General features: G+C 47.1%; 20 protein-coding genes and 1 pseudogene. 12 read left to right on the forward strand and 9 right to left on the reverse strand.

Going from position 1 to position 21,577, the window contains the following annotated elements; all coding sequences use genetic code 11:
• Nucleotides 1-69: 69 nt before the first annotated feature.
• The 6 genes and pseudogenes from QMA13_RS11790 to QMA13_RS11815 form a co-directional block, all read left to right on the forward strand.
• Entirely contained in the window at nucleotides 70-1,356 is a 1,287-nt protein-coding gene (locus QMA13_RS11790; protein WP_282941557.1) for a dihydroorotase, read from the forward strand.
• Nucleotides 1,357-1,453: 97 nt separating this feature from the next.
• A complete protein-coding gene (locus tag QMA13_RS11795) occupies nucleotides 1,454-2,641 on the forward strand; it encodes a carbamoyl phosphate synthase small subunit (protein WP_282941559.1) in 1,188 nt (395 codons plus the stop codon).
• Complete coding sequence (carB, locus tag QMA13_RS11800) at nucleotides 2,628-5,843, forward strand: carbamoyl-phosphate synthase large subunit (protein ID WP_282941560.1); 3,216 nt, start codon at nucleotides 2,628-2,630, stop codon at nucleotides 5,841-5,843. Before QMA13_RS11795 ends, carB begins: the two co-directional genes overlap by 14 nt.
• 141 nt (nucleotides 5,844-5,984) lie before the next feature.
• The gene (gene pyrF / locus QMA13_RS11805) at nucleotides 5,985-6,677 is read left to right on the forward strand and encodes an orotidine-5'-phosphate decarboxylase (protein ID WP_282943377.1); all 693 of its coding nucleotides are present in this window, start codon (nucleotides 5,985-5,987) and stop codon (nucleotides 6,675-6,677) included.
• Between the two features lie 49 nt (nucleotides 6,678-6,726).
• Nucleotides 6,727-7,383 (forward strand): orotate phosphoribosyltransferase, encoded by a 657-nt coding sequence (gene pyrE / locus QMA13_RS11810; RefSeq protein ID WP_282941561.1) that lies wholly within the window; start codon nucleotides 6,727-6,729, stop codon nucleotides 7,381-7,383.
• Between the two features lie 137 nt (nucleotides 7,384-7,520).
• Nucleotides 7,521-7,698: pseudogene (locus QMA13_RS11815) on the forward strand (DapH/DapD/GlmU-related protein); the annotation flags it as partial.
• 77 nt (nucleotides 7,699-7,775) lie between these two features.
• On the opposite strand, the gene QMA13_RS11820 reads toward QMA13_RS11815, so the two are convergent.
• Nucleotides 7,776-8,081, reverse strand: a complete 306-nt coding sequence (locus tag QMA13_RS11820) for a hypothetical protein (RefSeq protein ID WP_282941562.1) — start codon at nucleotides 8,079-8,081, stop codon at nucleotides 7,776-7,778.
• Between the two features lie 143 nt (nucleotides 8,082-8,224).
• Here QMA13_RS11820 and QMA13_RS11825 point away from each other — a divergent pair, with 143 nt between their 5' ends.
• Nucleotides 8,225-8,857, forward strand: a complete 633-nt coding sequence (locus QMA13_RS11825) for a cysteine hydrolase family protein (RefSeq protein WP_282941563.1) — start codon at nucleotides 8,225-8,227, stop codon at nucleotides 8,855-8,857.
• Between the two features lie 186 nt (nucleotides 8,858-9,043).
• A complete protein-coding gene (locus tag QMA13_RS11830; protein ID WP_282941564.1) occupies nucleotides 9,044-9,829 on the forward strand; it encodes a DL-endopeptidase inhibitor IseA family protein in 786 nt (261 codons plus the stop codon).
• Nucleotides 9,830-9,888: 59 nt separating this feature from the next.
• Here QMA13_RS11830 and mtnB read toward each other — a convergent pair whose 3' ends face one another.
• The 7 genes from mtnB to QMA13_RS11865 form a co-directional block, all read right to left on the reverse strand.
• Nucleotides 9,889-10,530, reverse strand: coding sequence for a methylthioribulose 1-phosphate dehydratase (mtnB, locus tag QMA13_RS11835; RefSeq protein ID WP_282941565.1), 642 nt, complete (start codon nucleotides 10,528-10,530; stop codon nucleotides 9,889-9,891).
• Nucleotides 10,527-11,189 (reverse strand): 2-hydroxy-3-keto-5-methylthiopentenyl-1-phosphate phosphatase, encoded by a 663-nt coding sequence (locus QMA13_RS11840; RefSeq protein WP_282941566.1) that lies wholly within the window; start codon nucleotides 11,187-11,189, stop codon nucleotides 10,527-10,529. The genes mtnB and QMA13_RS11840 overlap by 4 nt, the downstream gene beginning before the upstream one ends.
• The gene (locus QMA13_RS11845) at nucleotides 11,186-12,460 is read right to left on the reverse strand and encodes a 2,3-diketo-5-methylthiopentyl-1-phosphate enolase (protein WP_282941567.1); all 1,275 of its coding nucleotides are present in this window, start codon (nucleotides 12,458-12,460) and stop codon (nucleotides 11,186-11,188) included. Before QMA13_RS11845 ends, QMA13_RS11840 begins: the two co-directional genes overlap by 4 nt.
• Nucleotides 12,461-12,478: 18 nt before the next feature.
• Nucleotides 12,479-13,345 carry a pyrroline-5-carboxylate reductase gene (proC, locus tag QMA13_RS11850; RefSeq protein WP_282941568.1) on the reverse strand — a complete coding sequence of 289 codons (867 nt, stop codon included), beginning with the start codon at nucleotides 13,343-13,345 and terminating at the stop codon, nucleotides 12,479-12,481.
• Between the two features lie 36 nt (nucleotides 13,346-13,381).
• A complete protein-coding gene (locus tag QMA13_RS11855) occupies nucleotides 13,382-14,650 on the reverse strand; it encodes a glutamate-5-semialdehyde dehydrogenase (protein ID WP_282941569.1) in 1,269 nt (422 codons plus the stop codon).
• Nucleotides 14,651-14,679: 29 nt separating this feature from the next.
• Nucleotides 14,680-15,795 carry a glutamate 5-kinase gene (gene proB / locus QMA13_RS11860; protein ID WP_282941570.1) on the reverse strand — a complete coding sequence of 372 codons (1,116 nt, stop codon included), beginning with the start codon at nucleotides 15,793-15,795 and terminating at the stop codon, nucleotides 14,680-14,682.
• 367 nt (nucleotides 15,796-16,162) lie between these two features.
• Entirely contained in the window at nucleotides 16,163-17,368 is a 1,206-nt protein-coding gene (locus QMA13_RS11865) for a pyridoxal phosphate-dependent aminotransferase (protein ID WP_282941572.1), read from the reverse strand.
• A 196-nt stretch (nucleotides 17,369-17,564) separates the two neighbouring features.
• Here QMA13_RS11865 and QMA13_RS11870 point away from each other — a divergent pair, with 196 nt between their 5' ends.
• The 4 genes from QMA13_RS11870 (at nucleotide 17,565) to QMA13_RS11885 (ending at nucleotide 20,627) form a co-directional block, all read left to right on the forward strand.
• Complete coding sequence (locus QMA13_RS11870; protein ID WP_282941573.1) at nucleotides 17,565-18,350, forward strand: class I SAM-dependent methyltransferase; 786 nt, start codon at nucleotides 17,565-17,567, stop codon at nucleotides 18,348-18,350.
• A gap of 58 nt (nucleotides 18,351-18,408) precedes the next feature.
• The gene (locus tag QMA13_RS11875) at nucleotides 18,409-19,206 is read left to right on the forward strand and encodes a carbon-nitrogen family hydrolase (protein WP_282941574.1); all 798 of its coding nucleotides are present in this window, start codon (nucleotides 18,409-18,411) and stop codon (nucleotides 19,204-19,206) included.
• Between the two features lie 381 nt (nucleotides 19,207-19,587).
• Complete coding sequence (locus QMA13_RS11880; RefSeq protein WP_282941575.1) at nucleotides 19,588-20,100, forward strand: GNAT family N-acetyltransferase; 513 nt, start codon at nucleotides 19,588-19,590, stop codon at nucleotides 20,098-20,100.
• Entirely contained in the window at nucleotides 20,097-20,627 is a 531-nt protein-coding gene (locus QMA13_RS11885; protein ID WP_282941577.1) for a GrpB family protein, read from the forward strand. Before QMA13_RS11880 ends, QMA13_RS11885 begins: the two co-directional genes overlap by 4 nt.
• Nucleotides 20,628-20,663: 36 nt before the next feature.
• On the opposite strand, the gene QMA13_RS11890 is transcribed toward QMA13_RS11885, so the two are convergent.
• On the reverse strand, nucleotides 20,664-21,563 hold the full coding sequence (locus QMA13_RS11890) for a LysR family transcriptional regulator (protein ID WP_282941579.1): 900 nt from the start codon (nucleotides 21,561-21,563) through the stop codon (nucleotides 20,664-20,666).
• Nucleotides 21,564-21,577 lie beyond the last annotated feature (14 nt).

Raw genomic sequence — 21,577 nt, forward strand, 5'->3', positions numbered from 1 at the left:
TGCTGCTTATGGGGAAGAATCCAATTGCTGGACACACTATAGGTAATAACGAATTACAGGGAGGGCATTATGGGAATCTGGATCTTAAACGCTCAAGTGGTTGCTGCTAGCAACGAGTTGGCAAAACAACATATTTTAGTAGAAGGAAATACAATCGAGAAGATCGTCGATGCAGCTAACGGACAACCGGATACAGCTGGACATACGGTTATTGATGCGGCCGGCAAGCTCGTAACTCCAGGTTTAATCGATATGCACGTTCACCTGCGCGAACCGGGCTTTGAACATAAAGAAACCATCGCAACAGGTACTCGTTCCGCAGCTCGCGGAGGATACACGACGATCGCCTGCATGCCTAATACGCGCCCGATTATCGATACCGTTGACACTGTTAAGTATGTACTGGACAAGGCTGCAACAGAAGGCGTTGTTCGAGTGCTGCCATACGGATGTATTACTAAAAACGAGCTCGGTCGCGAGCTGACGGATTTCGACGCACTTAAAGAAGCTGGAGTCATTGGGTACACGGACGACGGTGTGGGCGTACAAAGCGCTCAAATGATGAAGGATGCAATGGCTAAAGCCGCGTCAATCGGAATGCCGGTTATCGCTCACTGCGAGGATAACACGTTGGTGGAAGGTGCATGGGTAAGCGAAGGCGCATTCTCCAAAAAGCACGGACTGAAAGGTATTCCTAATGAGTCAGAAGCCATCCATGTTGGACGTGATGTGCTGTTGGCAGAAGCTACTGGCGTACACTACCATGTATGTCACGTGAGTACGGAACAATCGGTTCGTCTGATCCGCCATGCGAAGCAATTTGGAATTAAAGTAACCGCTGAGGTTTGTCCGCATCATCTGCTGCTGTCGGATGAAGATATCCCGGGCATGGATGCCAACTGGAAGATGAACCCTCCACTGCGCACTCCAAGAGACGTTCAAGCATGTATCGAAGGCTTACTGGACGGCACGATCGATATTATCGTAACTGACCATGCACCTCATAGCGAAGAGGAAAAAGCGCGCGGCGTCGATTTAGCACCTTTCGGTATTGTAGGCTTCGAGACGGCATTCCCGCTCTTGTATACTAAATTCGTAGCTACAGGCCAATGGACACTTCAATTCCTGGTAGAGAAAATGACTTCCCTTCCAGCGCAAGTATTCGGTTTGTCCCTCGGAACTCTTGAGGTAGGTAAAGAAGCAGATATCGCGATCATTGATCTGGAATCGGAAAAAGAGGTTAATCCGGAAGAGTTCGCTTCCAAAGGGCGCAACACACCGTTTACCGGTTGGAAACTAAAAGGCTGGCCAACCTTGACTATATTCGGCGGCAAAGTGGTTTGGTCCGAAGCTTAATAACTCCCGGTTAGGGATAGATAACTTGTGTACTTAAGCAATTCATCGTTCATTTTAAACATAGAGGTTTTTTTACACTGAGAAGGAGTTGAAGGCGATGCAGGCAAGATTGGTATTGGAAGACGGTACGATTTTTACCGGAAAAGCATTTGGTAGTGAAGGCGAATCGACAGGTGAGGTCGTTTTTAATACAGGGATTACAGGATATCAAGAGGTTCTTTCCGACCCGTCTTATTGCGGACAAATCGTAACGATGACTTATCCGCTGATCGGTAACTACGGGATTACACGCGACGATTTCGAATCGATTCGTCCTTTCGTTCACGGATTCGTTGTGCGTGAGCATGAAACAGTTCCAAGTAACTGGAGAGCAGAATACTCGGTTGACAGCTTGCTGAAAGAGTACGGCATTATCGGAATCAGCGGTGTGGACACTCGGATGCTGACTCGCCTTATCCGCCACCACGGGGTAATGAAAGGCTTGCTTACGACTTCCAATAAATCAGCTGCTGAGCTGCTAGAGCAATTGAAAGCAACTCCACTGATGACGGATCAAGTAGCACGTGTTTCTACAAAAAGCGTATTTGGCTGCCCTGGCTCCAAAGAGCGCGTAGTTGTTGTAGATTTCGGTGCGAAAAGCGGAATCATTCGCGATTTGACAAGCCGTGGCTGCGACGTGGTCGTAGTGCCTCAAGACGCAACAGCAGATCAAATCCGCCGCCTGGCTCCAGATGGCATTATGCTGTCCAACGGCCCTGGGGACCCGAAAGATGTTCCTCATGCTGCGAAGATGATTTCCGAAATTCTCGGAGAGTTCCCTATCTTCGGTATTTGCCTGGGTCACCAACTGCTTGCACTTGCATGCGGCGCTGATACAGAGAAGCTTAAGTTCGGACATCGCGGTGGGAATCACCCTGTAAAAGATCTTAAGACGAATCGCTGCTACATTACATCGCAAAACCACGGTTATACGGTTAAAGAAGAATCCATCGCCAATACGGAGTTGGAAGTTACACATATCAACAACAATGATCAAACTATCGAAGGCTTAAAACATAAGAAGCATGCAGCATTCTCGGTGCAATACCATCCGGAAGCGGCTCCGGGTCCTTACGACTCCAGCTACTTGTTCGATGACTTCGTTCAAATGATTCGTGACTTCAAAACATCGAAGCCGCAATTACCAAGACAAGCGCAAATTTCGGCTGCTTCCAAGCTTGGCGCTCAACCTGCGGGCTCCGCTGCCCCTGCATCGAAAGGAGAATTGCACTATGCCAAAAAATAATAGCTTGAAAAAAATACTAGTTATCGGTTCCGGTCCAATCGTTATCGGTCAAGCGGCTGAGTTCGACTATGCCGGCACACAGGCTTGCCAAGCCTTGAAAGAGGAAGGGATGGAGGTCGTCCTGATCAACAGCAACCCTGCTACGATCATGACCGACACCAACATGGCGGATAAAGTGTACATCGAACCGATTACACTTGAATTCGTAACGCAAATCATTCGTCAGGAGCGTCCTGACGGTTTGCTGCCTACACTAGGCGGTCAAACGGGCTTGAACATGGCTGTGGAATTAGCGCGTGCAGGAGTTCTTGAACGCGAGAACGTGAAGCTGCTCGGTACGCAGCTCACAGCAATCGAGAAGGCGGAAGACCGTGACTTGTTCCGTGACTTGATGAGAGAACTGGAACAACCAGTACCAGACAGCACTATCGTTACTACGATTCAAGAGGCTGTTGACTTTGCAAATGAGATCGGTTATCCGATTATCGTGCGTCCAGCTTACACATTGGGTGGTACTGGCGGCGGTATTTGCGCCAACGAGGAGGAACTGCTTGAGACGGTTGCTTCAGGTATCCGTTACAGCCCAATCGGTCAGTGTTTGATCGAGAAGAGCATCGCTGGAATGAAAGAAGTCGAGTACGAGGTTATGCGTGATGCGAACGATAACTGTATTGTTGTTTGTAACATGGAGAACTTCGATCCGGTTGGCGTTCATACAGGAGACAGTATCGTTGTGGCACCTAGCCAAACGTTGTCCGACCGTGAATACCAAATGCTTCGTTCCGCTTCTCTCAAAATTATTCGCGCCTTGAACATCGAAGGCGGTTGTAACGTACAATTTGCGCTGGATCCATTCAGCTACCAATACTATGTTATTGAAGTAAACCCACGTGTAAGCCGTTCTTCGGCTTTGGCTTCCAAAGCGACTGGTTATCCAATTGCCAAAATGGCTGCTAAAATCGCTATCGGTTACACATTGGATGAAATCATCAACCCAGTTACTGGCCAAACCTACGCTTGCTTCGAGCCTACACTGGATTACATTGTATCGAAAATCCCTCGTTGGCCTTTTGATAAATTTACTGCGGCTAACCGTAAGCTGGGAACGCAAATGAAAGCGACTGGAGAAGTCATGGCAATCGGCCGTACTTTCGAAGAATCGATTCATAAAGCGATCCGCTCGCTTGAAATCGGTGTTCACCGCCTGTACTTAAAAGAAACAGACTTATTAGATAAAGAAACGCTAGAAGCGCGTCTGATCAAACCGGATGACGAGCGTATGTTCTTAATCGCAGAAGCATATCGCCGCGGCTACACGCTTCAGCAAGTTCAAGATTTGACCAAAATCGACTGGTGGTTCCTAAGTAAGCTCGAAGGACTTATTCAATTCGAAGAGCAGCTGCTTCAACCTGAATTGACACAAGAGCTTCTGTACGAAGCAAAGCGAAAAGGCTTCACGGATCGCGCTATTGCGGAAATTCGCCGTAATGCGGATAAAGGATTAAACTTCACTCAGGAAGCGGACGTTCGCGCTTATCGCTTGAGCTTGAACCTGAAACCAGTTTACAAAATGGTTGATACTTGCGCAGCTGAGTTTGAAGCTACGACTCCTTACTACTACTCGACATACGAGACAGAAGATGAAGTGAAAGAAACAACGAAGGAAAAAGTAGTTGTTCTAGGTTCCGGACCTATCCGTATCGGACAAGGTATTGAGTTTGATTACTCCACCGTGCATGCGGTATGGGCGATTCAAGCTGCTGGTTATGAAGCTGTCATTATTAATAACAATCCAGAGACCGTTTCGACGGACTTTAATACTTCCGATCGTCTGTACTTCGAGCCGCTGTTCTTCGAAGATGTTATGAACGTAATCGAGCGTGAAAAACCGATCGGCGTTATCGTTCAATTCGGTGGACAAACCGCTATCAACCTGGCTGCTCCTTTGGCTAAAGCGGGCGTGAAAATCTTGGGAACAGACCTGGAAAATATCGATGCAGCTGAAGACCGTAAAAAGTTCGAAGCCCTGCTTCGCGGCTTGGACATTGCGCAACCTCCTGGCGGTACCGTTACTTCGGTAGACCAAGCTGTAGGCATGGCTTCCAGATTCGGTTACCCAGTGCTCGTTCGTCCATCCTATGTATTGGGTGGCCGCGCAATGGAAATCGTATATTCCGACGAAGATTTGCTGAGCTACATGGAATATGCAGTGAAAATCAACCCTGAACATCCGGTACTGATTGACCGTTATATGCTGGGTAAAGAGGTAGAAGTTGACGCAATCTGCGACAAAGAAACTGTACTGATCCCAGGTATTATGGAACATGTTGAGAGAGCAGGCGTTCACTCCGGTGACTCTATCGCCGTCTATCCGCCGCAAACCATCTCGGAAGAAATTAAACAGCAAATTATCGATATCACTACGAAAATTGCTAGAGGCCTTGAAGTCGTCGGTCTGGTTAACATCCAGTTCGTCATTTATCAAGACCAAGCTTACGTAATTGAAGTGAATCCGCGTTCTTCCAGAACGGTTCCTTTCTTGAGTAAAGTAACGAAAATTCCAATGGCTAACTTGGCAACACGCCTTATCATGGGTGAAAAGCTTGCTGATCTCGGTTACCAAACCGGATTGTGGCCAGAAGATGATTATGTATCCGTAAAAGTGCCTGTATTCTCCTTCGCTAAATTGCGCCGTGTAGATACGACGTTGGGACCTGAAATGAAGTCCACAGGCGAAGTAATGGGACGCGATCAGACATTCGCTAAAGCTCTTTATAAAGGATTGATTGGCTCGGGAATGAAAATTCCTCCAACAGGCGCAATCATTGCGACTGTAGCCGATAAAGATAAAGAGGAAGCGATTGAGATCTTAACCGGCTTCTACAATCTGGGTTACAAAATCGTTGCTACAGGAGGCACAGCCAAGGCTCTTGAAGAAGCTGGCTTGCATGTAACACATGTGAACAAGCTGAGCGAAGGTTCGCCGAACATTCTTGATTTGATCCGTAATGGAGAAGCCCACTTTGTGGTCAATACATTGACCAAAGGAAAAACGCCTGAGCGTGACGGCTTCCGTATCCGCCGTGAAGCTGTTGAGAACGGAGTTGTCTGCATGACTTCTCTTGATACAGTAAGAGCGTTGTGGCATATGCTTGAAGCGATCAATTTCCAATCGAGACCGATGCCTGCACATCACGCATAATAGATAACTAGAAGATTAGCACAGCGGCCCGGGAAAGAAGCGGGATGCTGTGCTAATCCCTTGATTAGGCGTCCATAGGCGTCAAAATGACTCGGGAGGCAAAGTAACGTGCCAGTTCAAACAAATGTAGCGGAGAGAATTATGGTAGCGCTGGATTATCCAGGCGCGGCGGAAGCCCGGCAGCTGATCGAAGCTTTAAAGGGTATTCCATGCTATATGAAAGTCGGTATGCAGCTGTTCTATAGCGCGGGTCCTCAGTTTGTATCCAGCTTGAAGGAGCAGGGCTATAAAGTGTTCCTGGATGTGAAAATGCACGACATTCCCAATACCGTTAAAGGCGGATCTGAGAGTGTAACAATACTTGGTGTCGATATGTTCAACGTTCATGCAGCCGGCGGCAAGCAAATGATGGAGGCGGCCCTTGAGGGCGTGGATAAGGCACTCAATGGCGGTACTGACAAACCGATCGTCATCGGTGTCACTCAGCTTACCAGTACCAGTCAAGCCGTGATGAATGAAGAGATTGGTATTGGTGGCAGTGTGGAAGAAGCTGTTCTTCGCTACGCCCGACTGGCACAAAGTGCTGGATTGCATGGAGTTGTAGCCTCTCCATTAGAGGTGACGAAGATAAAAGGGGCTTGCGGTGCTGAATTTGTAACCGTGACACCGGGAATTCGTCCCGCTGGAGCGGATATTGGTGATCAGACACGCGTAATGACCCCTGCAGAAGCTTTTGCACAGGGAACGGATTACGTGGTTATCGGACGTCCGATAACGGCTGCAAAGGACCCTAGAAGCGCTTTGGAAGCGATTATTCAATCCGTTAGCCAATAAATGAAATGATCCTATAGATAGAACCGCACAAAAGGAGACGTGTCCAATCATGACTACAAATACAATTAGAACGAACACATTGTTAGCGGAGCAAATCGCAGATGCCCTTCTCCGTATTCAAGCTGTGACCCTTCGTCCGAACCAGCCATTCACTTGGGCTTCCGGCATGAAATCCCCTATTTATTGCGATAACCGGTTAACGATTTCTTATCCGGAAATTCGTGAGCTGATCGCAGAAGGCTTCATATCGTTAATCCGTGAAAACTTCCCTGATGTTGAAGTGATTGCTGGAGCAGCGACAGGTGGTATTCCTCATGCGGCGTGGGTAGCGCAAAAGCTGAATCTTCCTATGGTGTATGTTAGGGATAAAGCAAAAGGACACGGTAAAGAAAACCTGATCGAAGGCGTTATCCGCCCGGGTCAAAAAACAGTCGTTATTGAAGACTTGATCTCTACCGGAGGCAGCTCGCTGAAAGTGGCTGTTGCTGTTAATGAAGCAGGAGCGCAAGCTCAAGGCGTACTGGGGATTTTCTCCTACCAGTTTGAGAAAGCGACAGAAGCGTTTGCAAGTGCGGGAATTCCTTTTGAAACTTTGAGCAATTACACAACTCTTGTGGACGTAGCCTTGAAGCAAGGTAGTATTCAGCAGCAGGATCTTGAACTATTGAAATCCTGGCGCTTGAACCCAAGCGAATACGGTAAATAATTTTTAATATCCTTCCGAGTAACCTTCAATCTACTTTCTATTTGAAAGAGGATTGAAGGTTTTTTTGTTTTGCAGGATAGTTCAAATTTGAATGCCGAATCGTAAAGATGGAGCGGAATAAAAGCGGATACGGTATTCCGATTACGATTGGCAATAATGTCTGGATCGGTGGGCATTGCGCCATTTTGCCGGGAGTGACAATCGGTGACAATTCTAATGTGGCAGCCGGTTCGGTAGTGACGAATTGATGTACCGGCCAATACGATTGTCGCAGGAAATCCAGCCAAGTTGCTGAGGGAAATCACAGAAGAATAATACTGATCTTATAGAGCGCAGATTTTAGTGGGGATACATACTAAAGGACACCTTATTGGTGTCCTTTAGTATCAGCATTAGGGTCCTGGATTCAATTGAAATGTGAACGATAGGGTTACACTTGTTGCTAATTGGGCGTCTATTGCACTATAAGTAATGACGACCCTTGGCGTTTCTCCCAAATCATTAAATATTCGTACCCGATTAGGTGATATGAAGCCAGCTGATTTTAACAGGGCTCTCATTTGCAGGACTCTTTTATTAGTGCTTGTTTGTGTATCGCCAATAATGTCTTCAAACTTTCTTCTAAATGAAACACAGTTCGCCAATTTTGCAGATAATCTTGTAATTTGAAGTAATGCTTGTTTCACTGTAAGAGCCATAAGATTCCTCCTTAAGTAATTTAGAATATCTTATGAACCAGTGAATGGATATGCTTATACTAATGACATATGGAATGAAATAGGGTTCGGCGAACCTTAGAATGTGCTGAAACACGTTAGAAACCTGAGAGGGGATAGAGCTTATGAGCTATATAAGTCCGAATTGGAACACATCCGTAATGATTACCATTGATACCCAGAACGATTTTACCCTACCGAATGCTCCTGCTCAAATCAGCGGTACTACGCAAATTTTGCCGAAAATGAAGTCATTGCTTGAAAAGTATCGTGAGATAGGATTGCCGATTATCCATGTCATTCGTTTGTATAAAGAAGATGGTTCAAACGTTGATATTTGCAGGAAAGAAGCTGTTGAAAAAGGTGCCAGGATTGTTGCCCCATATTCAGATGGTGCCGAATTGGTAAGCGAAATCCGCCCGTTAAGCTACAGTTCTCTGGATGCCCATAAGCTTTTGAAGGGAGAGTTTCAGTCAGTTGGAGAAAATGAATGGATAATGTATAAACCTCGCTGGGGTGCTTTTTATCATACAGATTTGGAAGCTTTCCTCAAGAAGCGTAACATCGACACCATTGTATTTTCTGGCTGTAACTTCCCTAACTGTCCGCGAACATCCATTTACGAAGCCAGTGAGCGTGACTTCCGTGTTGTTATGGTGGCAGATTGCATGTCGCAGGTTTACGAGAAGGGCATCCAAGAAATGAGGAACATTGGTGTGCATGTTTGTGTTTTAAATGATGTTCTTAGTGCAATATAGTAATCAATTGTTGAATCAATAGGAACTTTAACTGAATGAAACGGCGGCAGTCTAAGACTAATTTTTTTAGTCTAAGGCTGTCGCTTTTCAATTTTCCGAAGTTATCACCACTTACAAACCGACCGTTGGTATTTATAATGAAATGGTATCATCAGGAAAAAATATTAATATTTTAGGAGGATGGTTATGTTTTCAAAGGATAAGCTAAAAGGGTTTCTAATAGGCACGGCAGCAGCAAGCATGGTTCTTCTATCTGCCTCCGCATTTGCCGCACCGGTTACCAAAACAATTACAGCTGCCTACAGCAATATTAAGCTTTATGTCAACGGACAGCAGATCATACCTAAAGACACAGATGGAGCTGTGGTGGAGCCCTTTATATACGAAGGTACGACCTATTTGCCAGTAAGAGCCGTAGCTCAGGCTTTGAATCAGCAGGTTAAATGGGATCAAGCTGCTCAAAGCGTGTATATTGACGGAGCCTCAGAAGTGAATCATTCCCCAGAGTATTTATCGGATCAGCAGGTAATGCAGCTTTTGGAGAAGTCGACAAGATCGATGAAAGTAAGCAGTGGGGGACCGATTGATAATACAAAAGCATGTGAGTATGAGGCTGTCGCTGGAGACCCGGATTTCCGAAGCTATACGTGCGGATTTAAGACGAAGAACGAAGTGAAACAATATTTGGAAGAGGTATTCACCCCAGCTTATACAGAAGCATTGATGGAACAGCTTGGATTCATCGAGATCAATGGAAGACTGGCACAACGAGTTGCAGACGGAGGGACGATCTATGATTGGAGCCGCGCTGCGATTAAAGGCAAATCAATTCAAGGAAACAAAGCCGAAGTGGAGTTCGCGATTCCGGTAAGCGAGGGGTTCGAAGCTCCAAAAGGAGAGGAAGTTCTGAGTAAAAAGATTGTCTACGAATTAGTGAAAGGAATGGGTTGGAGAATGACACAAGCTAGATAAAAAGCCTTGAGGAACAAAAAAACGGAGCAGCTCCAAAAGGGGCTGTCCCGCTTTTACTCTTACTTTTTCAAAAGCTCCCAACGATATACATATTCGAACAAATACTCAAATGCTTCCAAATTGCGCTTCGCCTCGAATGCATTGGCTCCCCACGCATAGATCCCGTGCTTGCGCAGCATAATGCCCGGAACACGAGGAACGATGGCATCCTGAACCAGCTCAGCGATTCTCGGAATGTCCGCGTAGTTAGGCAGGATCGGCACTTCGATCTTCGCGTCCTCATCCCAAATGTTGAACGCTTTAATCAGCTCTACTCCCTCTACAGGAATCGATTTGCGCTCCCAGAACAGCTCGGACACCAAATTATTAAACACAGTATGAACGTGAAAAATAGCTCCGCAGCCCGTTGCCTTGTAGATTTCGCAATGGATCAGCGTTTCAGCGGATGGCTTCAGCCCAGTTGCATCGGTTGGCTGTCCTTTTTCATTCACTAATAGAAAATCAGACGGCGTATTTACGGATTTATCCTTGCCGCTAGCCGTAATGGCAAACGTAAAGTTGTCTGGCTCAAAATCGCCCACGCGGATGGACAGGTTTCCGCTAGTTGCCGGGAACCAGCCTTTAGCTGCCAGTATCGTCTTAACTTCCTTCAACTCGGCGAACGCCTGCTGCTTTTCTTCCAATTTCAAAGTACTGCTCACTTTACTTTCAACTCCTCAAGCTGCTTGATTATATCGTGAAAATCGTTAAAGGCGTAGTAGTTCAATCCCAGATCCCGGCACAAGTCCACGAGTATCGAGCGTGCAAATACAGTGTCCACCAGCTTGGCACCTTCAAAGTCGGTCACGCTGTCGCCTATTAGAATACGATGGTATTCATCCGGTGAGTAGCCGCGGATTATTGCTGTTTTGCACATGCCGCAATCATTATGGCACTGATCGTCGCATGCATGAGGCCACAAGATTTCAATATGACTTCCGCTAAAATTACTGCCATTGCAGTAAATATGATCCTTTGGAATCGAGAACGCGGATAGTACCGGATAAACAAAAAAGTCGATACCTCCACTGGTTACAAAAAATTCTATGTTCTGCTGCTTGCAGTATTCAAGCAGTTCCTTGAATCCAGGCCGAATGACGACATTATTAATAGCATAATCGACAACCTCCTGTTTGCGGGAGGTAGGTAACAAAGCGAACATCTTGCCTACACCTTCGCGAATCGAGATCGACTTCGAGAGAACTTGCTCGACGAGCTGATCCCAACCTGGCGGCTGAAAATGCTTCATGATGGCAACGATATTGTCGTTAACGGTGATGGTGCCGTCAAAATCGCAAAAGATGATGGTTTTCTTGCTCATTCTTTAATCCCCCAGGCTTCTATGGCTGCTTTAAGCTCAGGATGATTTTCTGCATATACTCTGAGCGGGATATCGGCTTGGCAGGCAGCAATCGCTTGACGGAAGGCTTGTCCGCCGGCAATAGTACCCATGGGGTGCCCGTGAATGCCTCCACCCGCATTGACGATGACTTGCTCACCGAAATCTTTGAGAATCAGAGGTACTAGACCCGGGTGAATCCCTGCGGATGGTACCGGGAAGCTTGTTTTCAAAGATAAGGATCCGTTATTGGCTGATCCGTCGGAGCTGTATACGTAATCAGAGGCTTTCTGGGTTAGCAGCACCTCTTTGATGGCCATGTTCTCTTCACGCGGCATGACGACTGAGCCGTAAGGAGAAGGGAACAGCACCAGATCCGCACCCGCAAGCCGCATCAGCTTACCCAATAGAACGTTAGCGGCAATACCATAGTGAGGAGATGGGTAAAAGGCGCCGGCCATAGCGGGATGCGCCATGATGGGTACGTTAATATCAGGATGACGGCTGAGCTCGCTCAACACGTCGAACCCATAGGAGAGCACATTGAACAGCAGCGCATTAGCGCCTGCATCAATGGCTTTTCTCGCTTGGTCCAACAGACTGAAGGTAGGTCCAGTCAAATTCGTAGCGTACAGCAGCTTTTGTCCTGTTTCGCTTTCTGCTTGCTTAGAAGCTTGAATGCAAGCTTCAACGCGCTTTTCAATCGGTGTGAGCGGGTTCTCGAACAAAATCTCGTCATCCTTAACCAGATCGACGCCGCTTGCTGCCTGCAAATAAAATTGCTCACGCAGCGTGGACAAATCGTGACCAATGACGGATTTGAAAATACTCATCAATAAAGGACGATCGTGGACTCCAAGTAAGTCTCTAACGCCCTGCATGCCGAATTTAGGGCCTGGAAATGCAGAGAGGAACGATTCTGAGAACGATAGATCGATCAGCTTTACACGCCCATCCATAGACAGTTTGCCGAATACAGTAACAAGCAGGGCAGGGATATCCCGGCTGAAATTAGCATCAGGATAGGCAATGGAAATATCGGCATAACGCTCCGAGAGAGGTGCGTTGGGGCCAGGTTCATGGACATTAACATCGACGACTTTACCAAGATGGCGTTCCATTTCGGCTTTTTTTGCTTCAGGCAGGTCCGTCCAGCTGCCGACAGTGAGTCCGACAGCTATGCCTTGCGCTTTCTTGGAGAAATCGGCTTTTTCGTCGTAGCAGCGGTATGTTGCAACACAGTATGAATTCAACACTACGTACACCTACTTTTATTTAGATTGAACGGCCGCAGCCTGAGAGGTAATCGCTTCTCCGAGCTCGCCTGCGCGCTCAGCGGCACGCAGCACAGCCTTGGCTACTCCTGTTGAGAAATCGTGCTGATCGAGCATCTCCAACGCAGCTTGCGTTGTTCCATTAGGAGAAGTGACTTTGCGACGCAAGTCAGCCGGTTCTTCACCAGTCAGCTTAACCATGTTGGCAGCGCCGAGAACGGTCTGTACCGTAAGCTCTCTTGCTGCTTCAGGAGATAGCCCGCCACGAATTCCGCCTTCGATCATGGCCTCCATCATGTAATAAATATAAGCTGGACCGCTGCCAGATACTCCGGTCACAATATCTAGCTTTGATTCTTCGACTACGGAGACGATGCCCGTAGATGCGAACATATCGATTGCAAGCTGCTGCTGCTCCTCGGATACTTGAGAAGAAAAGCTGATACCTGTTGCTCCAAGTCCAATGGAGCTGGATGTATTGGGCATTGTACGGGCAATCGCTTGACCGGAAGAACCAAGTACAGCTTCAATGGTTGCTATGGAAATTCCCGCGATAACGGAAACAAGCAGTTGGGAACGTTTGAGTAATGGAGCCAATGCTTTCAAGCCTTCGATAGCATCCTTAGGTTTGAAAGCTACTACGACAACATCTGCTTCTGTAGTAGCACGATTTTTGTCGGTGATATCTGCTGCGTAGCTGACTCCGTAGCTTTCTTGCAGCTTCACAAGCCGATCGGTATCTTGTCTGTTGATCATCGTAATGCGGGATGCATCGGCGTCTTTCTGGGAGACAAGACCGCGAACGATCGCTTCTGCCATAGAGCCTGCACCAATAAAAGTAATTTTAGCGCTAGTTAACGACATAATGAAGTCTCCTTCTGTTAAGGAAGTTTGTAATGATTAGCCGCGGATTTGTCCGCTGCCCTGGATGCAATATTTGCTGGACGTCAGCTCTGGAAGTCCCATTGGACCGCGAGCGTGAAGCTTTTGCGTACTGATGCCGATTTCCGCACCGAATCCGAATTCAAAACCGTCTGTGAAACGAGTGGAAGCATTATGGTACACAGCTGCCGCATCGACTTCATTCAGGAAGCGGACGGCATTGGCTCCGTCTTCTGTTACGATACATTCAGAATGCTTCGTTCCGTGCAATCGAATGTGTTCCAGGGCTTCATCTAAACCTTGGACAACACGCACATTTAAAATGTAGTCATTATATTCAGTATCCCAATCCTCATCGGATGCGGACTTCATACTGGCTACGAGCTGCTGCGCGGATGCGCTGCCGCGAAGCTCGACGTTCTGTTGTGCGAATTGCTCGGCAATGGAAGCAAGATGCTTCTGTGCAAAGCTCTCGTGAATAAGCAAGGTTTCCATAGAGTTACATACGGAAGGACGCTGGACCTTGGCATTCAAGGCAATATTTAGCGCCATATCATATTGTGCGGTTTCATCCACATAAGTATGACAAATGCCAGCTCCTGTTTCAATGACAGGGACTGTAGCATTTTTGACGACGTTCTGAATAAGGGAAGCCCCACCGCGAGGAATGAGTACATCCAGCAAGCCGTTCAGCTTGAGCATTTCGTCCACCGAAGAACGGTTTGGATCGAGAATGAGCTGAATGGCGTTCGCTGGAACATCCGAACGACTGAGCGCTTCATGCATAATCTCTACGATACGCTTGTTGGAGTGGAGTGCTGCCGAACCACCGCGCAGAACTACCGCATTACCTGTTTTAAGACAAAGTCCTGCAGCATCTACGGTAACGTTCGGGCGTGCCTCATAAATGATTCCGATAACGCCGATAGGCACCCGGATTTTCCGGATTTGCAGACCATTAGGACGAGAAAATTGTTCCAGGACTTCACCGACAGGATCTTTTAGCTCAACGACCTCACGCAAGCCTTGAGCGATATCGGCGATACGCTGCTCATTAAGAGCGATGCGGTCAAGCAAAGACTCGTTAGTACCGTTTTGCTTGCCTTCACGTAAATCCACGGCATTAGCTTCAATTATAGATTGGGTCTCAGCTACTAGTGCATCCGCAATTAGGAGCAAGGCGCTGTTTTTCTGCGCTGTGGTTAACAAGCCAAGTTGTGGCGATGCAAGCTTCGCCAGTGTTGCTTTCTGAACGACTTCACTTGTTGTTGCAGATTGGGTTGTCATATTTCATTCCTCCTCATATTTGTATAGGTTCATACTTGTTTATGGACGGACAAGGTGATCCATTCGTCGCGATGGATGACTTCCATACGATGAACTTCAATCCGTTTTTGAACTTCCTCGGTGCTGAGACCAGCAACGGCTTGCAGCTGCCAATTAGCGTAATTGACAACCCCGCGGCCTAATGTCTGCTGCTCCAGATTAACCACCTCAACGACATCACCGGGATGAAAGTCGCCTGATACTTCCTTAACGCCGGCAGGCAGAAGGCTTTTGCCTCCGACAACAAGAGCGGCTTCTGCTCCTGCATCTACCGTAATACGGCCTTGAGGCATGGAGTGAAATCCGAGCCATTGCTTCTTCATCGGCAGGTTGTGCTCACTGGTTATGAAGTACGTTCCTTTACCGTTATCCTCAACAGCAGCAGCTAGATCTCCTTCTTCGAGAACTCGACCGATGAATACCGGAACCCCTCCGCGCATGGCAATGCGAGCTGCTTCGATTTTGGAACGCATGCCCCCTGTGCCGACAGAGGATCCGGAGCCTCCGGCGATCCGATACATATCTTCACCGATTTCGGTAACACGATCGAATCTTTTGGCATTCGGATTGCTTCTTGGATTATCGCTGTATAATCCGTCGATATCAGTCAGAATGATAAGCTGCTGAGCACGGACCAGATTTGCGACCAAAGCGGAGAGCATATCGTTGTCCCCGAATTTTAGCTCATCGACAACTACCGTATCGTTCTCGTTAATTATAGGGATGATCCGATGACGGAGCAGCTCTTCAATGGTCATGGAAGCATTATGAATTCGCTGACGATTGGAGAAGTCGGACCGTGTAAGCAGGATTTGGGCTACTCCGATGCCATGAGCGGCAAATGCTTCATGGTAAGCTTGCATCAGGAGTGCCTGACCGACCGAAGCTGACGCTTGCTTCTCGTGCAGTACCTTTGGACGGTTTATGTATCCCATCTCGCGAAACCCTGCGGCTACAGCCCCAGAGGTTACGAGCAGTACCTGGAAGCCTTGCTGATGTAGACGGGCCAGCTCGGATGCAAAGAACACAATGTTATTGCGGTTCAGTCCTCCTTCATCCGATGTCAGAGAACTGCTCCCAATTTTGATTACGATGGTTTGCTGCATGGAAGAATCACTTCTTTCTACCTGAATAAAAGCATCAAGTTCTTAGAGGCTGTTCGAAAAGATAAAAACACAAAAAGCTCCCGTCCTCTAAGGACGGAAGCTTAGAACTTCCGCGGTACCACCTTAATTGATGATAAACATCCAACTTTGATAGCCTTACTAACGGCAAGGTCAACAGCCGTCCAACTCATCGTTGGCCGTTCCGGGGCGGGTTCGGATAGTGTTCACGGTAAATTCTCTCAGCCGGTGGAATTTACTCTCTGAGCGCGAATGGACTTCTTACTATTCCCATCATCACGTTTAATTTAATATTCATTATAGCATAGCATGCTGCCAGCCGTTTTGTAAAGATTGATAAGCCCGCGTTTTAGCCGAACAGGTTCAATTTGGCGACACGTTCAATAGCTTCTTGCAAACGGGCTTCCGAAGTTAATAACCCTAGGCGGACGTAGCCTTCTCCGCTTTCACCAAAGCCGGTGCCAGGAGCTACGACGATTTTAGCTTCTTCCAATAGCAGGTCAGCAAGTGATACGGAGGTATGGCCTTTAGGTACAGGAAGCCAAGTGAAGAAGGAGCCTTGCGAACGGGTAGCTTTCCAGCCGATTTTATCCAGAGCTGAATAAAGAGCATCTCTACGTCCTTGATACATGGCAAGAAGATCGCTGACGCAGTCCTGCGGACCGGTTAATGCGGCGGCAGCAGCTTCTTGAATGCCACCGAAAAGGCTGCAGTAATAATGATCTTGAATCAGGTTGATCATACGCACAATTTCTTTATTCCCGAGTGCGAAGCCAACGCGCCAGCCAGCCATGTTATAGGTTTTAGATAATGTATAGAACTCGACGCCCACTTCTTTGGCTCCAGGAAGCTGAAGGAAGCTAACAGGTTTCTGTCCGTCGAACCCAAGCGCGCCGTAGGCGAAATCACTCGCAACGACAATGCCATTTTTGGCGGCAAAACGAATTGTTTCTTCATAAAAGGATGCCGGGGCATTGACGGCCGTCGGGTTATTCGGATAATTGATGAACATGAGCTTTGCTTTGTTCAGATCGTCTGCCGGGATGGAGCTGTAGTCGGGCAGAAACGCATTTGATTCGCGCAGCGGCATAAACGACATACGTGCTCCGGAAAGCGCAACGCCAGACCAATAATCCGGATAGCCAGGATCAGGCACCAAGCAAACATCCCCAGGGTTAAGTAGACATTGGCTGATTTCGACTAACCCGGTTTTTCCTCCGAAAAGAATCGCTACCTCGGTTTCCGGATCGAGATCCACTCCGTAGTCTTCCTTGTACCTCTGAGCTACAGCTTGCTTCAAAAATAAATAGCCGTTAAAGGGCGGATAACGGTGATATTGCGGATTTTCTGCTGCTTCCTGCAGCTTTTTAACAATATGGGATGGCGTAGGCTGATCAGGATTGCCTTGCCCTAAATTAATGACATCGTGTCCTGCAGCAACTTGCAAATTCGCTTTTCCTACCAGTTTGGCGAAAAATTGTGTAGGCAGTTCCTGCATGCGCAAGGCAGGTTGAATAGAAAAGGCAGATACGTTGGATGAAGAAGAAGTACTCATCTATGGTCACACTCCATGTATATTTTCTATATTATTGTCGTTCCAACGGACTAGCATTAATGTATCACGAAACCAAAAGCATGTATAGAACACCGATAGTTTTACTTTTCTTTTAAGAGGAGAGGTGGTAAAATAAATACATTAGTTTCATTCAGTAATATATAGTTTCATTAAATGAAACCTAGGAGTGATATCTATGACAATGAATTTTCATGATCGCAATAATCGCTCAATGTACACTGGCCGAAGTGCGGACTCGAGTTGGGAACAGCTTATGAATAAAGAAGTGAAGATAAAAGGAATTCGTGCGGCGGATATCGGCTGCGGCGGAGGGATTTATACGGAAGCTCTAGCTAAACTAGGAGCAGTATCGGTTGTAGGAATCGATTTCTCATCAGCCATGTTGGAAGGAGCAGCTGCTAGCGTATCGCGGCAAGAAGTGAGGTTTCATCAAGGGAATGCTTTGGAGACAGGACTTGAAGATAGAGAGGTGGAGCTTATATTGGAGCGGGCTTTAATTCATCATTTAACCTCGGATGAGTTGACTGCTGCATTTAATGAAGCCTATCGGATTTTAAAGCCTGAAGGTGTGCTGGTTGTTCAGGATCGGACTCCCGAGGATTGTTTGCTTAAGGGAAGCAGGGAGCATTTGCGGGGGTATTTATTTGAGCTTTACCCTCAATTAAAGGAGAAGGAGACGGGCCGGCGGCATGCGTCGGAACGTGTTTGTGGAAGCTTGAATCAATCAGGGTTCGGAGAAATTAAGGAGCTTACCCTATGGGAAACAAGACAACAGTTCAATTCATTCGAAGCTTATCGCTCCGATATTCTGAAGCGAGCAGGCCGTTCCATATTACATGAGCTTACAGATGCAGAATTGATCAGGCTGACTGACCATATTCAAAATCAAACAGGCATCCAAGAAAACGAACCCGTTGAAGAGAAGGATCGTTGGACCCTTTGGATTGCTAAGAAGCATTGAAGTTCATTACAGCTTCGTCTATGATAAAGGTTATTAGACAAGATGAAGGGTGAAGGGTATGACACAAAAACGTTGGAATATTGCATTGGTGCAAATGGATGTAGCAATTGGAGAACCAGAACGCAATTTCGCCAAGCTGGAGGCTATGCTTAACGAGGCCGTAGAAGGCGGACCTAAGCCAGACGTCATATTATTTCCAGAAATGTGGAATACAGGCTATGCCTTAGAGCAAATTCATGACCTCGCAGACAAAAACGGTGAGCGTACCATCGCGATGCTTTCTGAGTTCAGCCGCAAGCACGGTGTGAACGTGATCGGAGGTTCTATTGCCGAGAAGAAGGGCGAGGACATTTATAATACGATTTATGCTTTTGACCGCGAAGGCAATCAGGTTGCCGATTATTCTAAAATTCACTTGTTCCGTCTGATGGACGAGGAAAAGTATTTAAAAGAAGGCGGACGCATTGGACAGCTTCAATTGGATGGAGTACCTGCTGGGATGATGATTTGTTACGACATCCGTTTCCCGGAACTGAGCCGCAAGCTGGCTCTTGGTGGTGCTCAAATTATGTTCGTGCCTGCCGAATGGCCTAACCCGCGTCTGCATCACTGGCGCACTCTCTTGACCGCAAGAGCGATCGAGAATCAAATGTTCGTTGTTTCTTGCAATCGTGTAGGAATCAGCGGTTCGACTGAATTTTTTGGACATTCGATGGTTATCGATCCGTGGGGGGAGATATTGGTTGAAGGCAATGAGTCCGAAGCCATCCTTCGCGCTGAAATCGATTTGGAGCTGGTTAACCAGGTTCGCAATAAAATTCCGGTGTTTGAGGACCGTCGACCGGCATTATATTAAAACATACAAAATATAAGCAGCCATTTGGCTACTCTGGTTTGTCAAGAAACCCGTTTTTTCAAGAAATTTGCTATATTCGGTAGGTGGGGTATCCCTTGGAGGAGCGAAAGCGTCCGCCTTTGTTATCGGGAAATCACCGCTGTTAAAGTAAATAAATTAAAAATTTCCCGATAACAACAGCGGCCGGAGGGGGATACCCCACTGGAGTATGTTAGCAATATTTCAATTTTTATAGGTTTCTCCTCATACCAAAGCAGCCTACGGCTGCTTTTTAGTTTCCCCTCTCGTAAAGACAGTTTGATTATAGCGAAACTATCCAGTGGATTTTAAACTCTTAAGATGTAAGGTAGAGTTAACTAATTATATTTGGGGGGATAAAAGATGCTGAGCATGGAGCTGCAACCAATTTCTTATGAAGAGAAGTCTGTATTACAGCATATTATGGAGCTCTATCAATATGATATGAGTGAATTTGAGGATAACATTCATGTGAACGCACATGGTCTATATGGATATAAATACATAGATAATTACTGGACCGAGGAAGGCCGTTTTGCTTTTTTCGTCAAAGTTGACGGTCAAATCGCCGGATTTGCCCTCATTCGCGAGCATGAACCGCTGCCGGATGGCACTCCGAATTACTCCGTAGCGGAATATTTCATTATGCGCGCTTATCGGAAAATGGGAGTCGGTTACTGGACGGCTCAACAAATCTTTTCCAAGTTTCAGGGGAAATGGAGTCTGTCGTATCTGAAGCGAAATGTAGTGTCTGAACTTTTTTGGCGTAAGGTGATCGGCGATTGCTCACAAGGTGAAATTACCGAAACGATAAGTAGAGGGCTTCCTACATTTGAATTTTACACGACTGGGAGACCTAAGGAGGCGCTTAAATGAGGAAGACGATAGTTGCCGAGTGGACTCCAGAGTGGGCCGTTAGGTATTCGGAAGTAGCAAGGCTATTAAAGGACATCCTTGATACGGAGCTGGTTCGAATTCATCATATCGGCAGTACCTCCATTCCTTGTATCGGATATGCGAAGCCAATCATCGATATTCTGATCGAAGTTGTCAACATTGAGGTTATCTCTTCTTTCAATGAGGCCATGCATGACGAAGGATTCAGTCCGAAGGGGGAGAACGGGATCCCTGGAAGGCGATATTTTACAAAAGGTGGAGATCAAAGAACACACCATGTCCATATTTTTGAAGTGGGTCATCCTTCCATTGCCGCTCATTTGGATTTCAAAGCTTATATGCTGGAACACCCTCAGGATGCAGCGGACTACGGTCAGCTGAAGCTCCGTTTAGCAGAGCAGTTCCCAGAGAGTGTTCACCAGTATCAGGACGGGAAGCGGTCCCTGTTAGAGAATCTTGTGCAGAAAGCGGCTATTTGGGCAGCAGAGCGGCGGACAGATTGCTAGGCTTTTATATAAATGTACCCTAATAGTGCTGTTTGCTTATTGCTGTTCCACGACTTCCCGGAACGTAGTCATGAAAGCTTCGACGGCTTTGGACATGTAGCGTCCTTTGCGGTATGCAATAACTAATGTGCGTGTTGGATGCTGGGACAAGGACAAGTAAGCTGGAGCCATCTCACTCCAGGCTCCCCTCGTAATCATGTGAGGTACAAAAGCAATGCCCATACCGGCGCCAACAAGAGATTGCACCGTTTCGATATTACTGCTTTCAAAAACAATCTTCGGAGTAAAGCCTGCATTCAGGCATAGCTCTATCGCAATTTGCCGGAAGCCTTGGCCTTTTTTCAGTGCGATAAAAGGCTCGTTTGCCAATTCTTCGATCTGGATCGTCTTGGCATCACCTGAGGCTTTGACAAGACGGTGATTCGAGGGTAGGGCGAGCATAATTTCCTCTTCGATAAGAGGCTCGTAGGTCAGCGATTCATCGATTAACGGTAGGGAAAGCAAGCTGATGTCGATCTGCCCGCTGGCTGTGAGATGTTCCAAATTAGCGGTCGTTTCCTCGACTAGCATGATCTCGATCTCCGGGTAGCGCGCTTGGAAGACAGGCAGCACTAGAGGGAGCACGTGGGCGCCAGTAATCGGAAGGCTGCCGACGATCAGCTTACCTTTACGCATTTGGGAGATGTCTTCCATCTCTCGCTTTAGCTGCTCGACCATATCAAGAATCGCTTGAGCCTTTTCGACGAACAGGGATCCGGCATAGGTTACCTCAACCGAGTTGGTTGTCCGCTGAAACAGAAGGACGCCGATTTCTTTTTCCAGCTTGGATAATTGCTGACTGAGCGAAGGCTGTGCGATATGCAGCTTTTCGGCGGCGCGTGAGAAATTTTTTTCTATAGCGATCTGCAGCGCATACTGCAGCTGTCTTAGTTCCATGGGGAGATGTCTCC

The sequence above is a fragment of the Paenibacillus sp. RC67 genome (genome assembly GCF_030020805.1).
Lineage (GTDB): Bacteria > Bacillota > Bacilli > Paenibacillales > NBRC-103111 > Paenibacillus_S.

Excerpts from the sequence above, each read along its gene's own strand:
- QMA13_RS11790 (WP_282941557.1), top strand. The coding sequence starts at position 70 with ATGGGAATCTGGATCTTAAACGCTCAAGTGGTTGCTGCTAGCAACGAG.
- QMA13_RS11795 (WP_282941559.1), top strand. The coding sequence starts at position 1,454 with ATGCAGGCAAGATTGGTATTGGAAGACGGTACGATTTTTACCGGAAAA.
- carB (WP_282941560.1), top strand. The coding sequence starts at position 2,628 with ATGCCAAAAAATAATAGCTTGAAAAAAATACTAGTTATCGGTTCCGGT.
- pyrF (WP_282943377.1), top strand. The coding sequence starts at position 5,985 with ATGGTAGCGCTGGATTATCCAGGCGCGGCGGAAGCCCGGCAGCTGATC.
- pyrE (WP_282941561.1), top strand. The coding sequence starts at position 6,727 with ATGACTACAAATACAATTAGAACGAACACATTGTTAGCGGAGCAAATC.
- QMA13_RS11820 (WP_282941562.1), bottom strand. The coding sequence starts at position 8,081 with ATGGCTCTTACAGTGAAACAAGCATTACTTCAAATTACAAGATTATCT.
- QMA13_RS11825 (WP_282941563.1), top strand. The coding sequence starts at position 8,225 with ATGAGCTATATAAGTCCGAATTGGAACACATCCGTAATGATTACCATT.
- QMA13_RS11830 (WP_282941564.1), top strand. The coding sequence starts at position 9,044 with ATGTTTTCAAAGGATAAGCTAAAAGGGTTTCTAATAGGCACGGCAGCA.
- QMA13_RS11840 (WP_282941566.1), bottom strand. The coding sequence starts at position 11,189 with ATGAGCAAGAAAACCATCATCTTTTGCGATTTTGACGGCACCATCACC.
- proC (WP_282941568.1), bottom strand. The coding sequence starts at position 13,345 with ATGTCGTTAACTAGCGCTAAAATTACTTTTATTGGTGCAGGCTCTATG.
- QMA13_RS11855 (WP_282941569.1), bottom strand. The coding sequence starts at position 14,650 with ATGACAACCCAATCTGCAACAACAAGTGAAGTCGTTCAGAAAGCAACA.
- proB (WP_282941570.1), bottom strand. The coding sequence starts at position 15,795 with ATGCAGCAAACCATCGTAATCAAAATTGGGAGCAGTTCTCTGACATCG.
- QMA13_RS11865 (WP_282941572.1), bottom strand. The coding sequence starts at position 17,368 with ATGAGTACTTCTTCTTCATCCAACGTATCTGCCTTTTCTATTCAACCT.
- QMA13_RS11870 (WP_282941573.1), top strand. The coding sequence starts at position 17,565 with ATGACAATGAATTTTCATGATCGCAATAATCGCTCAATGTACACTGGC.
- QMA13_RS11875 (WP_282941574.1), top strand. The coding sequence starts at position 18,409 with ATGACACAAAAACGTTGGAATATTGCATTGGTGCAAATGGATGTAGCA.
- QMA13_RS11880 (WP_282941575.1), top strand. The coding sequence starts at position 19,588 with ATGCTGAGCATGGAGCTGCAACCAATTTCTTATGAAGAGAAGTCTGTA.
- QMA13_RS11885 (WP_282941577.1), top strand. The coding sequence starts at position 20,097 with ATGAGGAAGACGATAGTTGCCGAGTGGACTCCAGAGTGGGCCGTTAGG.
- QMA13_RS11890 (WP_282941579.1), bottom strand. The coding sequence starts at position 21,563 with ATGGAACTAAGACAGCTGCAGTATGCGCTGCAGATCGCTATAGAAAAA.